Origin of the sequence: Photobacterium sp. BZF1, assembly GCF_014349205.1 — a bacterium.
In the GTDB taxonomy this organism is placed as follows: Bacteria; Pseudomonadota; Gammaproteobacteria; order Enterobacterales; family Vibrionaceae; genus Photobacterium.
Window position 1 is genome coordinate 1 of record NZ_JACSOF010000150.1, and the last position, 16,623, is coordinate 16,623.

Annotated in this window: 13 protein-coding genes; 8 read left to right on the forward strand and 5 right to left on the reverse strand. The window is 48.2% G+C overall.

Translation table 11 applies throughout. From position 1 onward, the window contains the following. The first annotated feature begins 215 nt into the window (after nucleotides 1-215). Complete coding sequence (locus tag BIZ37_RS24685) at nucleotides 216-1,394, forward strand: acyltransferase (protein ID WP_187463769.1); 1,179 nt, start codon at nucleotides 216-218, stop codon at nucleotides 1,392-1,394. Nucleotides 1,395-1,446: 52 nt separating this feature from the next. Here the strand turns inward: BIZ37_RS24685 and prmB are convergent, their stop codons facing one another. Then, on the reverse strand, nucleotides 1,447-2,379 hold the full coding sequence (prmB, locus tag BIZ37_RS24690) for a 50S ribosomal protein L3 N(5)-glutamine methyltransferase (protein WP_187463770.1): 933 nt from the start codon (nucleotides 2,377-2,379) through the stop codon (nucleotides 1,447-1,449). A gap of 53 nt (nucleotides 2,380-2,432) precedes the next feature. Here prmB and smrB point away from each other — a divergent pair, with 53 nt between their 5' ends. Continuing rightward, nucleotides 2,433-2,963: an endonuclease SmrB gene (gene smrB / locus BIZ37_RS24695; RefSeq protein WP_187463771.1), complete on the forward strand. Its 531-nt coding sequence runs from the start codon at nucleotides 2,433-2,435 to the stop codon at nucleotides 2,961-2,963. A 53-nt stretch (nucleotides 2,964-3,016) separates the two neighbouring features. Here the strand turns inward: smrB and BIZ37_RS24700 are convergent, their stop codons facing one another. Both BIZ37_RS24700 and sixA read right to left on the reverse strand, forming a co-directional pair. Then, nucleotides 3,017-3,376, reverse strand: a complete 360-nt coding sequence (locus BIZ37_RS24700; RefSeq protein WP_255526892.1) for a hypothetical protein — start codon at nucleotides 3,374-3,376, stop codon at nucleotides 3,017-3,019. A 400-nt stretch (nucleotides 3,377-3,776) separates the two neighbouring features. Beyond that, complete coding sequence (gene sixA, locus BIZ37_RS24705) at nucleotides 3,777-4,250, reverse strand: phosphohistidine phosphatase SixA (RefSeq protein WP_187463772.1); 474 nt, start codon at nucleotides 4,248-4,250, stop codon at nucleotides 3,777-3,779. A 316-nt stretch (nucleotides 4,251-4,566) separates the two neighbouring features. On the opposite strand from sixA, the gene BIZ37_RS24710 reads away from it, so the two are divergent. Beyond that, nucleotides 4,567-7,332, forward strand: coding sequence for an insulinase family protein (locus tag BIZ37_RS24710; protein WP_187463773.1), 2,766 nt, complete (start codon nucleotides 4,567-4,569; stop codon nucleotides 7,330-7,332). Between the two features lie 281 nt (nucleotides 7,333-7,613). After that, nucleotides 7,614-7,907: a hypothetical protein gene (locus BIZ37_RS24715; RefSeq protein ID WP_187463774.1), complete on the forward strand. Its 294-nt coding sequence runs from the start codon at nucleotides 7,614-7,616 to the stop codon at nucleotides 7,905-7,907. A 96-nt stretch (nucleotides 7,908-8,003) separates the two neighbouring features. On the opposite strand, the gene fadJ is transcribed toward BIZ37_RS24715, so the two are convergent. Both fadJ and fadI read right to left on the reverse strand, forming a co-directional pair. Further along, nucleotides 8,004-10,118: a fatty acid oxidation complex subunit alpha FadJ gene (fadJ, locus tag BIZ37_RS24720; RefSeq protein ID WP_187463775.1), complete on the reverse strand. Its 2,115-nt coding sequence runs from the start codon at nucleotides 10,116-10,118 to the stop codon at nucleotides 8,004-8,006. Next, complete coding sequence (fadI, locus tag BIZ37_RS24725) at nucleotides 10,118-11,428, reverse strand: acetyl-CoA C-acyltransferase FadI (protein WP_187463776.1); 1,311 nt, start codon at nucleotides 11,426-11,428, stop codon at nucleotides 10,118-10,120. Before fadI ends, fadJ begins: the two co-directional genes overlap by 1 nt. Nucleotides 11,429-12,048: 620 nt before the next feature. On the opposite strand from fadI, the gene BIZ37_RS24730 reads away from it, so the two are divergent. From BIZ37_RS24730 to BIZ37_RS24745, 4 genes are all read left to right on the forward strand, one after another. Next, nucleotides 12,049-12,615, forward strand: a complete 567-nt coding sequence (locus tag BIZ37_RS24730) for a sigma-70 family RNA polymerase sigma factor (RefSeq protein WP_107300734.1) — start codon at nucleotides 12,049-12,051, stop codon at nucleotides 12,613-12,615. Next, the gene (locus BIZ37_RS24735; protein WP_187463777.1) at nucleotides 12,608-13,324 is read left to right on the forward strand and encodes a DUF3379 domain-containing protein; all 717 of its coding nucleotides are present in this window, start codon (nucleotides 12,608-12,610) and stop codon (nucleotides 13,322-13,324) included. Before BIZ37_RS24730 ends, BIZ37_RS24735 begins: the two co-directional genes overlap by 8 nt. Nucleotides 13,325-13,631: 307 nt before the next feature. Next, a complete protein-coding gene (locus BIZ37_RS24740) occupies nucleotides 13,632-14,879 on the forward strand; it encodes an outer membrane protein transport protein (RefSeq protein WP_187463778.1) in 1,248 nt (415 codons plus the stop codon). Nucleotides 14,880-15,236: 357 nt separating this feature from the next. Continuing rightward, on the forward strand, nucleotides 15,237-16,535 hold the full coding sequence (locus BIZ37_RS24745) for an outer membrane protein transport protein (RefSeq protein ID WP_187463779.1): 1,299 nt from the start codon (nucleotides 15,237-15,239) through the stop codon (nucleotides 16,533-16,535). The last annotated feature ends 88 nt before the right edge of the window (nucleotides 16,536-16,623 follow it).

The following is a 16,623-nucleotide window of genomic DNA, read 5'->3' on the forward strand; positions in this document are numbered from 1 at the left end:
TAGTTACACCCACCATTCTGTTTACTATAAAGTTTAAATTTGCGAAGCAAACAACATTTATCAAGCATTAATTTTTAATTGCAAAAACTAAATGGAAGTTTGTTCAAAATATCATAATAAAGCTAACCAAGCTTCTTATATCCCGTTTTTATCTAATGCTATTTTATTTCCCTATAACAAAGTAAACATACCCTATAAAAAATGCATAGGTATTTATGAAAAGTACTATTCCTATACTTACCCCACTTCGTGGTATTGCTGCTATATGTGTTGTCTTCTTCCATGCAAGGCTAATTCTATTTCCACAATGGATGGCGCCATTAACGGAATACACCCATTTTGTTGAGAATGGATTCCTATGGGTTGATCTCTTTTTTATTCTCAGCGGGGTTGTCATGATGCATGTCTATCAACCAAGCTTTGTGCAAGACATATCACTATCGAAATGGAAGTCTTTCATGTGGATGAGGTTTGCTAGGTTATACCCTTTATTTTTTATAACCCTCATCGTTTTGATCCTCTGGGAAACTGTGAAAGCAAGTAATGGAATCGGTTTTTATGGAGGTGCGCTTTTTGAGAAATGGGGGATGAGCGGGATCCCAGCCTTTGAAGGGCCTTTCAACCGTACTGAATCAATTCTCGCTAACATCCTTATGTTACATGGCTTGATAGTCAAAGACTTATCATGGAATATCTCATCTTGGTCATTGAGTGTGGAATGGTTGAGCTATATGGTTTTTCCTTTCTTGGTACCTTTTTTATCAAGGAAAAAGCTCTCATTTCTTTTCCCTACGATATGCCTGATAGGGCTGCTTTACATCAATCACTCTAAAGGTTCTCTAGATGTTACTGGTGGCATATTAGCCTTTATAAGAGCAATTACAAGTTTTACTCTGGGTGCTTGGATGTATACCCTTTCAATATCAACCAAGCAACAGCGTTTACTAAACAATGATTTCGCACTGTTGACAGTATTTGCCATATGTATTGGTCTGCTCCATTTGCCAAAAACAAACTACCATAATGTTTTTGTTGTTTTGTCTTTTGCTGCCTTAGTGTTTATTGCCACTAAGCAATCTGAAAGGGGCACGCCTGTATTTAAACTCTTAGATAACCGTTTTACCCGCTTCCTTGGTGATATATCCTACTCTATATACCTTTGGCATGCGGTATTGTTGCTTGCGGGTATAGAACTCGCTAACCTATTATTCCCTGAACAACTTATTACATGGCAGAGCCAGACTAGTTGGGCCACCGCTTGTGTTGGCGCAGCTATATTTATCGCTACTGTTATAGGTATATCGACAATAAGTTATTTCTGGATTGAAAAGCCCGCGATGAGAGCTTTGAGAGGGCGCAGTCGAAGAAAAGCTCATACCTCTCTAATGACATAAAAAATGCCGCTAACCAACTGGTTAGCGGCATTTTTATTTATGATGCGGCAAGTTAGTCGCGGTAAAGCGCAAACTCATCAGCACATTCAATCAGTTGTTCACGGGTTAGCATGAACACACCGTGACCGCCGTTTTCGAACTCGATCCAGGTGAATGGGATGTGCGGGTATTGCTCTTCCATATGGATCATTGAGTTACCCACTTCGCAAATCAACACACCGTCTTCTTTCAGGTAATCCGGCGCGTTAGCCAGAATACGACGAACCAGTTTCAGGCCATCGGTACCGGCAGCAAGACCAAGCTCAGGCTCATGGCGGAACTCATCTGGCAAGCTGTCCATATCTTCCTGATCCACATAAGGTGGGTTGGTCACGATCAGGTCGTATTTGTCTTTTGGCACGTCACGCAGTAGATCAGAGCGCAACGGGATCACCTGCTGCTCAAGGCCGTGGTCCTGGATGTTCTGCTCGGCAACGGCAAGGGCGTCAGTAGAGATATCAACGATATCCACCTCGGCTTCCGGGAAAGCATGGGCACAAGCAATACCGATACAACCAGAACCGGTACAAAGGTCCATGATGCGGGTCGGGCGCTCTTGCAGGAACGGTTCGAAGAAGTTTTCGATCAGCTCACCGATTGGCGAGCGTGGCACAAGTACGCGTTCGTCGACAAAGAATTCCATCCCACAGAAGTAAGCCTTGTTAGTCAGGTAAGCCACTGGGGTACGCTCGTTGATACGGCGGATCACACGCTCAACAATGCGGTGACGCTCGCTGCTGGTAAGGCGTGAATGACGTACTTCTGCTGGTACATCAAGAGGTAAGTACAGGGTTGGCAGCACAAGCTGAACCGCTTCGTCCCACGCGTTGTCTGTACCGTGACCATAAAAAAGACCGGCAGCATTGAAACGGCTAACCGTCCAACGTAGCATGTCCTGCAATGTATGAAGTTCGTTGACGGCTTCGTCGACAAAAATCTTATCCAAAATAGCCTCCGAATGGCGCTACAATACCGCTATAAAGTTGTTGGAATTTCACTATGAGCAAAAAAGATACTAACCTGGACGACGATCTGATGCTCTTCCAGGAAGCGGTTAAGGGCGTAAAAAAGATCACTAATGATACCATAATCGCGCCCCGCCGACAGGGGCCAAAGACTGATAAACCAAAAGTCTCGGCAAAAGAAACACAAAATCACGAATTTTACTTCTCTGATGAGTTCGAGCCCCACCTCAATGAGAACGGCCCGACCCAGTATGCCCGTACCGGTGTGTCGAAGTATGAAGTGAAGAAGTTGCGTCGTGGTGTTTATGTACCTGATATGTATCTGGACATGCACGGCATGACCCAGAAAGAAGCCAAGCGGGAACTGGCTGCAATGATCGCTGCCTGTATCAAGGAAAAGGTCGCCTGTTGCTGTGTTATGCACGGTATCGGCAAGCACATCCTCAAGCAGAAAGCGCCAATGTGGCTGGCACAGCACCCCGATGTGATGGCTTTCCACCAAGCGCCGCTGGAATTCGGCGGTGACGGTGCCCTATTGGTACTGCTGGAGATTCCGGAGAGATAACGGGATTAAAGGCTATGGGCCACATGCCCATAGCCAACAGTCACTAGCCAGTATTAGTACACGAAACGGGCTAGCGAACCGACATTGATCACTTGGCCTTCCACGAGGAGGGTCACTTCCCCACTATCGCAAATATTCAGCCGTGTTTTCACTTCCTGCTCGCTGTAATAATGCTCACAGGCTCCGTTTCGGGCGCTGTCGATACGAGAGAAAATAGTTATCCCCCCCGGATTAAACAGGCTTTGCGGTGAAGCGAATGTCAGGGTGCTCCCCGACGCCGAAATGTGCATATCTTCAGTGATACCATTGGCCCATTTAATGGCGCCATTGGCATTAATGCTCGGGGCTGGCGGCATTTGCACACATCCCGCAAGCAGTGCGACACCCATCGCTAGTGATAACTTTGCTTTCATTAAAACGTCTATGAATTCAAGAAGGTTGGAATATACTCAAGTAACCTCAAGCTGCTGAGTTCAGCGAGAATTACTTGCTTGATAGGCAAAGCAGCGATTTACAGATCTAGTGGCTCTAAATCAAAAATCGCTAACACAGCATAGCAACCAAGTAAACTCGCCCTTCGGGAGCTCATCAATGCGCCCATTTCTGTGTCAAATAACCTCGAAATAGGCTAACTATTCCATTCGGGTATTTTCCTTGAACTGACCTCATTGATGAGGCTCTGAATCCTGCAGCTTAAGGTCACTTTAGTATACGACTTTCTCTTGTATCGGCACTCCCCGGAAAAACCTTAGGATTTTTACTTCAGGTTTTCCGGGGGCTCACAGCCAAGCAGCGAGGTGCTTTGCGTATGAGTTAGCCTTCAGGATTGGCGTGCCACAGCAGTTCACCGCTGTCGTTGTCCGGCTGGTAGTCTATTGCGGCAATAGAAGAGGTAATAAACATTGGAGGCTGCAAGCCCGGAACCATTTCGGCGGTGAGGTAACCGACCAATGGCAGGTGCGATACCACCAGCAGGTTTTCCGGTTGCTCGATATTGATCACTGCTTTGAGGTAAGCAGCGACATCTTCGGCATCGCCATAAGGGGTGATCTCATCAACAGTCATCACGCGCTTAGGCTCAGGCAAATGGTTGGCCATCGATTGCCACGTCTGTTGTGCCCGGAGGTAAGGGCTCACCCAGACCATATCCAAGTCATTGTCGAACTGGCCGGCAAGTTGCAAAGCCATTTGCTCAGAAAGGGCGGCGCCTCTGTCCGTCAACGGGCGTTCTGCATCACTGGCTGCAAAGTGCTGGGCTTCACCATGACGCATTATATAAATTCGCATAATTTATCCAATTTCACAGTCTGATACCCGATCACACACTTATTTATAATTACTATCAGTGGTTAGTGATCGATCAAACTCAGGCTTACTTATCCGACTTCTCACCATCAGAAAAGACGTACTTTCAAGCTATGCTAGCAAGTAAAGCCCACAGAAAACAGAGATCCTGCTCACCCTGATTGAGGTTCCGTGACCACGGTTGGAATTCACCTCGCTAAGCTTTTGTTTCTTGGCAAATAAACATGGGTTAAATTTGCCACCCTTTCTAATGAGCGTCATAATTAATCTAATTTCCTTTGAATAATAGGCTCTTCCTGTGCATACAAGTCCGAATGACCCTAAGCAGTACCGTTACCTCACCCTTCCCAATGGTTTGAAGGTGCTGCTGGTACATGATGCTGAAGCCCCACGTTCAGCGGCTGCACTCTCGGTAAAAGTCGGCCACTTTGACGATCCTATCGACCGTCAGGGCATGGCACATTTTCTCGAGCACATGCTGTTTCTCGGCACGGAAAAATACCCACGGGTTGGTGAGTTCCAGACCTTTATCAACCAAAGTGGTGGTAGCAACAATGCCTGGACCGGCACAGAGAACACAACCTATTTCTTTGAGGTCAGTCCCCATGCATTCAGCGAGGGCCTGGACCGCTTCGGCCAGTTTTTTACCGCCCCGCTATTCAACGAGGAAGCCGTCGACAAAGAGCGCAACGCGGTGGATTCGGAGTACAAACTCAAACTTAAAGACGATGTACGCCGCCTTTATCAAGTTCACAAGGAAACCATCAACCCTGAACACCCATTTGCCAAGTTTTCGGTCGGCGATCTCACTACGCTGGAAGACCGTAACGACAATTCGGTCCGCGACGAATTGATCGCCTTTTACCAAACCCATTACTGTGCCAGCCTGATGGGGCTTGTACTACTTGGTCCTCATTCGCTGGAAGAGCTGGATGCCTACGCCCAAACCTTCTTCCGTGATATTCCCAATACCGGAAACAAAAAAGCGGAAATTGCCGTCCCTTTGGTATCGGACAACGAGAAGGCTAAATTCATCTCCATCGACCCGATCAAGGAAGTGCGCAAGCTCACATTGTCTTTCACCTTACCGGCAGTAGATCAGTACTACCGCGAGAAGCCCCTTTCCTATATCGCCCACCTACTGGGCAATGAGGGCAGCGGTAGCCTAATGTCATTGTTAAAGTCACGCGGTTTTATCAATACCCTTGCAGCTGGAGGTGGGGTCAGCGGCAGTAACTTCCGTGAGTTCACCGTCGGCCTTAACCTGACCCCCAAAGGGCTCGATAACGTTGATGACATAGTCAAAACCGTATTCCAATACATTGACCTGATCCGCCAGCAAGGCTTGGATGAGTGGCGCTTTAGCGAGAAAAAATCAGTGCTGGAGATGGCTTTTCGCTACCAGGAAAAAAACCGTCCTCTCGATACGGTAAGCTACCTGGTAATGAACCTGCTGCACTATTCGCCTGACGATATCATCTATGGCGATTACATGATGGCAAGCTACGACGAGGCGCTAATTGCTTCCTTGCTTGAGCAACTCACCCCGCAAAATATGCGCCTGGTGCTGGTTGCCCAAGGTCAAGACAACGACAAGATTGCCAAGTGGTACCACACACCTTATGGCGTCAAGCCATTCACCGAGCAGCAAATGGTCAACTGGCAATCACCGGGCGCGGATCCAGAGCTCACACTCCCAGAGCAAAACCCTTATTTGTGCGAAAGGCCGGATCCGCTACCACTTGCAGATGATGCCGCACAGCCACCCCAGCTTCTTCAGGACCTACCGGGCTTCCGCCTATGGTACAAACAAGAGCATGAATTCCGGGTACCAAAAGGGATTGTCTATGTGGCTATCGACAGCCCGCATGCCGTCAATTCGCCGCGTAATATCGTCAAGACTCGCCTGTGCGTCGAAATGCTGCTTGATGCTATCAATGAATCAGCCTACCCCGCTGAGATTGCAGGGATGTCGTATAATCTCTACGCCCACCAAGGCGGCGTCACATTGCAGCTATCCGGTTTCAGTGAAAAACAGCCCCTGCTGCTAAAACTGCTACTCGACAGATTCGCCAACCGCGAGTTTAGCCCTGATCGTTTCAAGAACATCAAGGCCCAGATGCTTCGCAACTGGCGCAATGCTGCACAAGACAAACCCATTTCCCAGCTGTTTAATGAGTTAACTGGGGTATTGCAGCCGAACAACCCGCCATATCCAGTGCTATTGGAAGCGCTGGAGAGCATAGAAGTTGATGAGCTACCCGCTTTCGTCGAGGCCATGTTTGCCGAGCTACATATTGATACCTTTATTTACGGTAACTGGGGCAAAGACGATGCGCTTGCTTTGGCTGAAACGCTCAAAGATGCCTTCCGGGTAACCGACCAGCTCTACGGTGAGTCACAGAGGCCCTTGGTGAGACTCGGTGACTCTGGCACCCTCAGCAATGAAATCAGCTGCAACCATGCTGACTCTGCCCTGTTGATGTACTACCAATCACGGGAAACAACGCCGCGTAAAATTGCCATTTACACCTTGGCCAATCACCTCATGTCGACCACTTTCTTCCATGAACTGCGAACGCGTCAACAGTTGGGGTATATGGTTGGTACTGCCAACTTACCACTCAACCGCCACCCGGGCCTGATCTTATATATTCAGTCTCCGGTAGCCGCTCCGACCCAGTTACTGGAGGCGATTGATGAGTTTACCAACGCTTTCGCGCTGGTGCTGCTTGAGCTCAACGAAGCACAGTGGCAGGCCAGCAAGCAAGGCTTAATTGCACAGATTTCCGAACCGGACACTAACCTCCGTGCCCGCGCCCAGCGCTTCTGGGTCAGCATCGGGAATAAGGACAATGAATTTAACCAACGCCAAAAGGTCATTGAAGCTTTGGAGGCTATTACCCGTGCCGACATGGTGAAATTTATTGTGGATGTGGTGAAGCCGCGTACCTCCAACCGCATTGTGATGCACTGCCAAGGCCAAGCCCATAGCAATTTAGAGCCACTCCATATTGGTACACCTATTGGCTCTATCGAGGAATTTCAAAAAGGCGCTTACTAGCCCCCAATAAAACCTAAACAAACACAAAAGCCCGGCCTAGCCGGGTTTTCTTTATTTACAACCAATTAAACCCCATATATTTACATATTTTATATTTATTACTGTTTTTCATTGCAGTGGACATTGCTGGCAACCCATTCTCAGAACTAATCAGTAGCGTGATAGTGAACCATCCGACATTATCGGTCGTCTTAAAAATACGTGTTACGGATGCGGGCACCAATTTGCTTGCAGTAACACCGCACCCACTTTGTAAGAGTATCTTGAAGAGAAGCGTTACCATGAGCCAGCACTGCCCACATTGCCAGCAGACAATAGCTTGTCCTTCGTTAAGCAACTACGAAGACTATTTTGCCTGTCCGCACTGCCATAGCGCCCTTGCTCACCACGAGGCCGATATCATGCTGTATGCTTTGACGTTCATCGTCACCTTAACAACTCCGCTTGTTACCTTGGCTGGGGTGAACATTCTTATCGCGATGGCAGTCACCATGTTGGCTTATCACTTCCTTCGTCCAGTATTGTTTGAGCCGCGTTTTCGCCTTCGCATTGTTAAATTCTTCCCTGAGCAATAGCGCATACCAAGAAAGCCATAACACAGGCATAGAAAAAGCCAGTTGCTGCAACAACTGGCTTGGGTACAAGGTTTTTTTCAGGTTTAGCGATAGTCGTTATTCTGAATAATAACTCTGCCCTGCCTCTGCCATATCCAGCAGTGACTGGCACGGTTTGAAACGCTCACCATACTTGTCAGCATGTTCGGTCAATTGTTCAACCACATGCTTGATGCCTAACTGGTCCATATAGCGGAAAGGACCGCCAAGGAAAGGTGGGAAGCCAATACCAAAGATTGCCCCGATATCCCCATCGCGTGCCGAACGAACCACACCTTCATCCAGACAGCGGGCCGCCTCATTGAGCATCATCAGCGTACAGCGCATAGCGATCGCCTCGGCATCGGCTTTCTTCTCTGGGTCAAGCCCAAGCAACTTATAGACACTCTTGTCGACAGCTTTCTTCTTGCTGTTGTAGAGGTAGAAGCCTTTACCCGTTTTGCGCCCTTTTCGGCCATCATTCAACAGCTTGTCGAATACATCCGGCCCTTGGAAGCGTTCACCCAGTTCACCAACTAATACCGGCATGATTTTCGCGCCGATATCAACACCAACTTCATCGAGTAAGGTGATCGGGCCCACTGGGAATCCGAAATCAAGCAAAGCGGTATCAAGGTGTTCAATCGGCTCACCGGCTAGCAGTACCTGTGCCGCTTCATTCATGTATGGCGCCAGAATACGGTTAACGTAAAAACCAGCTTTGTCACCTACCACTATTGGCGTTTTGCCCTGCTTCTTGGCCAGTGCCACCACTGTCGCCACGGTTTCCTCGGAGGTGCCGTCATGTGGGATAACCTCAACCAAAGGCATCTTCTCTACCGGACTGAAGTAATGTAGACCGACTACATTTTCTGGGCGCTCTGCCGCTTCAGCGATCTGGTGGATTGGAAGGGATGAGGTATTGGTTGCAAAGATTGTCTCAGGCTTGGTATTGGCCTCGATTTCTTTGACCATCTGGTGCTTCAGGCCCAAGTCCTCAAATACCGCTTCAATGACTACATCCATCCGGTCAAACGCGGTGTAGTCGATACCACCAGCAATGCTTTGCATCTGCTTTTGTAGCTCAGCCTTACTGATAATGCGGCGCTTACGCTTCTTATCCAGCAACTTGTAGTTATATGACATCGCATTAAGGATGCCATCGTTATTGATGTCCTTGATACGGACCGGATAGCCCGCCTTGCTTGCTGTGACATGGCTGATACCACCGCCCATCAAGCCACCGCCGAGGACGCCAACATGCCCGAGCTTACGTGGCTGCGCATCCGAGCCGGTCTCCTTCTTCATGGCTGTGGTAGCAAAGAAAATGCTGCGCAATGCCGCTGATTCCGAGCTCATCACTAGATCACCGAACAACTTCGCTTCGCGGGCCAAGCCTTTGGTCATACCGTTTTGCAAGCCATATTTAATCACATCCAAAATGGCATCAGCGGCTGGGTAGTTGCCACGGGTTTTATCATGGGTCTTCTTGGCAGCTTGGTCGAATACCAAAGAACGTCCCAGAGAGTTTCCGCCCATCGCTCGATCTTGCAGTGACAGTTTACGCTTGGGCTTAGGCTTCAGGGCCTGCTTCTCGGCAATATCCAACAAAATACTCAGCGGTACCGCTTCATCAACCACACCCAGCTTTTTCGCCTTTTTGGCACGAAGTTGCTTGCCAGTCAGGATCATATCCAGCGCACCAGCAACACCAATCAGGCGAGGCAGGCGCTGGGTGCCACCAGAACCCGGCAGCAAGCCAAGCTGGACTTCAGGTAAACCGAGGCGGGTCTTGTCATCATCTGAACAAACACGGCTATGACAGGCCAGAGCGAGCTCCAACCCACCACCCAGACACGGGCCATGAATGGCTGCGACAGTATGGAATGGCAAGTTTTCCAGTTCAGCAAACAGCTTCTGCCCTTGCTCGGCTAGCGAGGCGGCTTCCTCAGCCGTGGTACACGCTGCCAGCATACGGATATCGGCGCCAGCGACAAAGTTATCCGGCTTACCCGAATAAACGACCATCCCCTTGATATCATTTTTGCTTTTCAGCTCTGCCAGCACAGCACTGACCTGTTCGCCAAACTGCGCCTGCAAGGTATTCATCTTTTCATTCGGCACATCGATTTTGAGCCAAGCCACGCCATTTTCAGCGTAGGACAATGAGAATGCAGATTGTTGTTCAGTCATTATTCGGCCTCCAAAATCATTGCGGCTCCAAGGCCACCAGCAGCACAGGCAGTATTCAAAGCTAGACCACCACCACGGCGCTGTAGCTCCCTCAGGGTCTGGGTGATCATCCGCGCACCGGTTGCGGCAAACGGGTGCCCGTAAGCAATCGAACCACCAAGGACGTTAAACTTATCCATATCGATTTCGCCAATGGCCTCGCTGCGGCCCAGCTTTTCTTTGGCAAACTGCGCCGAACCGAACATCTTCACATTCGATAGCGCTTGCGCCGCAAAGGCTTCGTGCATGTCGATCAGGGTAAGGTCACGCAACGTCACGCCGGCGCGATCCAATGCCATCGGGGTGGCATAGGATGGCCCCATCAACATATCTTGCTCGACACCAATTGCAGAAAACGCGTAGGAGCGGATATAACCCAAAGGCTTCAGGCCCAACTCTTTTGCCCTGCCCTCTCGCATCAGCAATAGCGCAGCAGCACCATCTGTTAGCGGGGTTGAGTTAGCGGCCGTTACCGTACCAAACTTACGGTCAAATGCCGGGCGCAATTTGGCATAGGATTCAAGGCTAGAGTCTTCACGGATATTGTTATCTTTGTCGATCCACTGACGGTAAGGTTCAGGGAAGGCGGTGATCACTTCGTCCTGGATCAAGCCATCACGCCAAGCTTGTGCAGCCAATGTATGCGAGCGGTGTGCCAGCGCATCTTGCTCTTGGCGGGTAATGCCATGGCTTTTTGCCATCTGCTCGGCAGTTTGCCCCATGCTCAAGCCTGTTGAGTATTCAGCCACCGCTGGGGGCACCGGCATGAGGTCTTTCACACTGAGTTTGCTGAGCAGTTTTAAACGCTTGCTCATGGTTTTCGCCTTGCTCAGTGCCAGTAGCGTTGCAGCAAGGTGCTTGGACACGCCAATAGGTAACACCGACGATGAATCTGCGCCGCCAGCAATGCCGATATCAATAGTGCCCGATATAATGCTTTCCGCCACGTTGGCGGCAGCCTGGAAACTGGTCGCACAGGCACGGGTTACGCTATACGCATCGGTACCGATGTCCATCCCTGTACCCAGCACAATTTCACGGGCAATGTTTGGCGCTGCTGGCATCTGTACCACTTGGCCAAATACCACCTGATCTATCAGCTTGGGATCAATATCCACTTGCTGGAGCATTTCACTGACAACCATTTTACCCATGTCCAATGCCGGTACGCCGTCAAAGGCGGTTGACTGGCGGGCAAAGGGGGTACGTAATCCACTTACAACGGCGATGCGCTCACCCTGTGAGGTCGTGAGCTTTTGGAGACGTGTCATCGCTACTCCTTATTAATATGTCGGGTACGGGGAACCTTGCCCCAGAATCTACTTTAGAGGTCTGACCACAACAATTGTAATGCAGTTGTTATCAGAATCAAACAAATGTTTAAAAAGTGGGATCTCTATGGCAACAGATGGATTATAGGGATTTATCGAGCCTGAAAATCAGCGCTGTAAGGAAAAATTTGACGGCAAGTGAAAAACTTAGCTATCAATAAAGACAGATATGAGATGGGTGCGGTTCAGTTTGCTAAGATAAAAAAAAACCATACCGAAACGGTATGGTTGTAATTTACACGGAAAGCAATCCATGTAAGGTATAAGTCAATTAACATAAAGCCAATTGCAAATCAGGCAAGCCTGATAGGAGAAAGTAAAGTCAGCCTTCAAAAGGAAGTTGTCATCTTGCTCAACAGATATTGAACCCTGTTATCGTACAAAATCCACTGTACGAGTCGCAAAGCTCAGTATCAGATGACGTTGACTACTATAACTTTCTCACCAAGACACAATTTGAACCAGATCAATTTTAATGCGGATTATTGGATGAATCAGCGGAACATTGTCGTTTTTCTCGCAAATTTAGCGGCAAGGTTCGGCATGAAACGGACACTTTTATGATTAAGTCATTTTTTCGAAAGAAAAAGCCTGATGCCTCGGTCTCTGTGGATATGAATAAGCAAAGACGATACGAAGCCCTAGTAAGGGCCTGGCATCGGGATCTCTACCGCTACGCATACTGGCTGTGCCACGACCCCCACATCGCGGAGGATTTGGTTCAGGAAACCTGTTTGCGAGCATGGCGCTCCCTCGATAGCCTTCAAGATGATAAAGCCGCCAAATCATGGTTGATTACGATCCTGCGCCGGGAGAATGCCCGTCGCTTCGAACGCAAGCAGCTTGATTTGGTCGATATCGATGACTATGCCATTGCCGATACTCAGCAAAATGGCAACGAAAGTGACTTGGAGCAACAAATGCTACGCAAGCAGATAATGAAACTGGCTCCGGAATACAGGGAACCGTTAGTATTGCAGGTGATGGCAGGATTCAGTGGGGATGAAATTGCCGATATCCTTGGCCTCAATCGCAATACCGTAATGACGCGCTTGTTCCGTGCTAGGAACCAACTCAAAGAGCAACTCGAAAAACACACCGACCGGAGGGGGCAGCAAAATGGATGATCTAGAATTCCGACGCCGACTCTTGGCTGATCCTTTTGATAACAGCCAAGACATGGCTGAAGCACGCAATGCATCAATTACCAACCGCAAGCTATCTGATGAACTGCAGCAGCTCGACTCTAAGCTTGAACAGGCAATGAAAGTAGATGTGCCGGACGATCTCGCCGATCGTATCCTGTTCCATCAGTCAGGCCAGCCCAGCTCGAAAAGCTGGAAGCCACGCTCACTAATTGCCATGGCCGCTTCCGTTGCCTTTGTATTCGGCATATTTGTCGGTCAATACAACCAGGGCATAAGCCCAGAAAACAATCATTTGGAAATCGCACAGATTGCGATGGAACATGTAAAACACGAGGCTGGATTCGTAGCCAATATTGATGAGTCTGTAAGCCTCAGCCAGGTCAATGCCAAGCTGACCCCGTTTGGTTCAAGCTTCAATGAAGTGCCCGGACATATTTATTATGTTAACCATTGTGGTTTTGGCGATAAGTTTGCCCTGCATATGGTCATGGGGACGCCGGAAGGCAAAGTAACCGTTTTTGTGGTGCCTGAACAACAATCATCGGATATGACCCAATTTGCAGGCTCAGACATGCAAGGTGTGGTAATGCCAGTACAAAATGCCAGCCTTATCGTTGTTGGTGATAAAGGACAAGACGTGTCACCTGTAGCTAAAAGCCTCAGCAATGAGCTGAATTGGGAAATCTAACTTTTTCTTACACTTTACCAACAAAAGCCATAAAAGCATAAATCAACCCTATGCTTTTATGGCTTTTTATTTGGTACAGAGATACCGATTGGAAAGTGTTAGCTCCGTTGCATATTTTAACTTTTTTGCTCCCTCCTCCTACCAGTTTTACCATACACTCGTTAGCTGATTGTTAACCAAGCACTAACAATCAATAGGTTGCTAACTGGTCTGATTTGATCAAATCCCAACCGACCATACAATCTTGCGCAATCTGCACAAAGAGGCAGATAAAAAAGTTATATATAAATTAGGAATAACTATAAATATGAACAAGAAGCGTCTGTTTACTAAGTCACTGGTTGCGGTTGCGATCACGATGGCTTCACAACAAGCAATGGCGGCTGGCTTCCAGCTAAACGCACAATCCGCAACTGGCCTTGGCCGCGCATTCGCTGGTGATGCAGTTATCGCTGATAACGCATCTGCAATGGCGCGAAATGCCGCTGCTATGTCACTATTTGATGCGCCTGCGCTGTCACTGGGTATCAATGCTATTGATACAGATATTGAAGTTAAAAATGCAACATATATTTCGCCTTTGGGTATACAAGACTTAGATAATGAGTCTATTGGTGATGTTTCTTACGTACCTAACATCTACTATATCCACCCAATCAACGATCAGTGGACACTTGGTGCAGGCATCTACTCGAACTTCGGTACTAAAACGGAATTCAGTGACAATTACCCAGCCAACGAATACGGCGGCCTGACTGATGTTAAGAGCATCAACTTTGCCCTTTCTGCTTCTTACCGCATTAATGAGCAATGGAGCGTCGGTGGTGGCCTAGACATCATTTACGGTGAAGGTAAACTTCAGCGCTCTAACGCATTAATTGAATCACAAATCCCTGGAGATGGCCCTCTGCTTGATGTCGATGCCGACGGTGTTGGCTTTGGTTGGAACATTGGTACGGTTTACGAACTGAACGAAAACAACCGCTTTGGCCTATCTTACCGCTACAGCCCTGAGCTAGAAGTTGACGGTGATATGTACTACGCTGGTGCTGTTCTAGCTGGTGGCAACCCAAATATTAGCAATCAAAAATTGAAAATTGCACTGCCTGATATGGCAGAATTCTCTGGTTACCACCGTTTGAACCAGCAATTTGCGGTTCACTATAGCGTGCAGTGGATCGGATGGAGCTCATTTGAGAACCTAGAAACTACTGGTGGCTATGTTCTGAACGAGTACGATTGGCAGGACGGCTGGCACTACGCAATTGGTGGTACTTACTACCTAAACAACGACTGGACACTACGTGCCGGTTACATGCATGACACCAGTGCCCAAGACAAGCGTACATCAATTTCTGTTCCTGACTCAGACCGTAACTGGTTCTCAGGCGGTTTCACTTACCACATCGACAGTAAGTCTAACATTGATGTGGGTGTGACTTACCTAGTCGGTGAAGATGTGGACGTACGTGAAGATAGCCTAGGTACTGTTGTTACCGCAACAACCCGCGCTAACGCATGGCTATACGGTATCCAGTACAGCCGTTCGTTCTAATTCAGCGAACACAACTACGTTAGTTTGAAAAAAGGAGCCTAATGGCTCCTTTTTTATTTTCGAGTTAACCACCTGATATTGTCTGTTCCCGCAACACCGCACCTCGATACTTCCCACATTAACTCGCTACTTTTAGTGTACACCCCGTCGCTGAAATGCTTGTATTTAGATACAGATGTACGCTGAAAACTCATCAGACCAGAACTTATTGGACAATCATTACCAGATTAATCACCAGTTATCTGTAAATTTTCGATACTTTTCACCTATTACCTTCACTCCCACAAGAAAAACTTAAAGCTTTTACTCTAAGGCGTATGATTCGCCCCATTGAATTTCAGCGAACATATTAGACTGATGAACAAAAACAAAATTACTCTTTCGCTAGCAGCAGCGTTAACACTTGGTATCAGCACCAGCACCATGGCTGCAGGCTTCCAGCTTGCCGAATATTCTGCAACCGGCCTTGGCCGCGCGTTTGCCGGTGAAGCGGCAATGGCAGACAACGCCAGTGCCCAGTTCCGCAATCCAGCAATGATGACCTACCTAGAAGGTACCCAGATCTCAACGGGTGCTATCTATGTTGATCCGAATATTGATGTTAAAGGTGAGCTGAGTAGCCCTGCAGCACCAGGCATGACTATTCCTACTCAAGCCAAAGATATTGCCCACTCAGCTGTTATCCCTAACTTTTATATCTCACATCGTGTCAATGAGCAGTGGGCCGTTGGCTTAGCAATGGCAACAAACTACGGGATGGAAACCGAACTTGGCGGCGAGTTCCTAGGAACGATGTTTGGCAACCAAGCCAATATCATGTCCGTTGAGATCAATCCAAATATCGCCTACAAAATCAATGAGCAACTCAGCGTAGGTGCGGGTGTACGCTACGTGATGGGTGAAGGGCACTTTGGCGCTGCCATGCCTACAGTGTTGGGCGGTGATGATCTCAAATATATGGAAGGTGATGACACCGCTTGGGGTTGGCAACTCGGTGCAGCTTGGCAAATCAATGAGCGAAACCGAATCGGTTTTAATTACCGCTCAGCTGTTGACCTCAAGCTAAAAGGTGAAGCCTCAGGCCTTGCTTACGATAAAATGGCTGCGATGCAGAATCAACAACCTTCTGCTACATACGCTGGTAGCTTAGCCCTTACACTTCCAGCGACAGCTGAAATTGCCAGCTACCACCAACTCACTGATAAGTTAGCCATGCACGCCAGCTTCAACTGGACTGATTGGAGCAGCTTCGACAAATTGGAAGCGAATATTCCTTCTTTGAGCCCAACCCCAGATTTGATCAAAGAAGAAAACTGGAAAGACAACTACCGCTTTGCCGTAGGTGCAACATACCAATACACCAATAAGTTAGCCCTGCGTACTGGTGTGGCTTACGATACCTCAGCGGTAAATGATGAGCACCGTACCCAGACGATCCCTGAAACCGACCGCCTATGGCTTAGCCTTGGTGCGGGCTACCAGTGGTCTGATGCATTGAGCTTCGATGCTGGCTTTACTTACATTTTTGCCAAAGATGCTTCAATGAGTGAAACTGAAGAGCTACCTATCAACGGTAACTCTACCCCTGTAAACTTTACAGGTGAAACCACCGGCAACGTATGGCTAGTCGGTATTCAGGCGAACTACAAGTTCTGAGGCTAAAGGCTAAAGGCTAAAGGCTAAAGGCTAAAGGCTAAAGGCTAAAGGCTAAAGGCTAAAGGCTAAAGGCTAAAGGCTAAAGGCT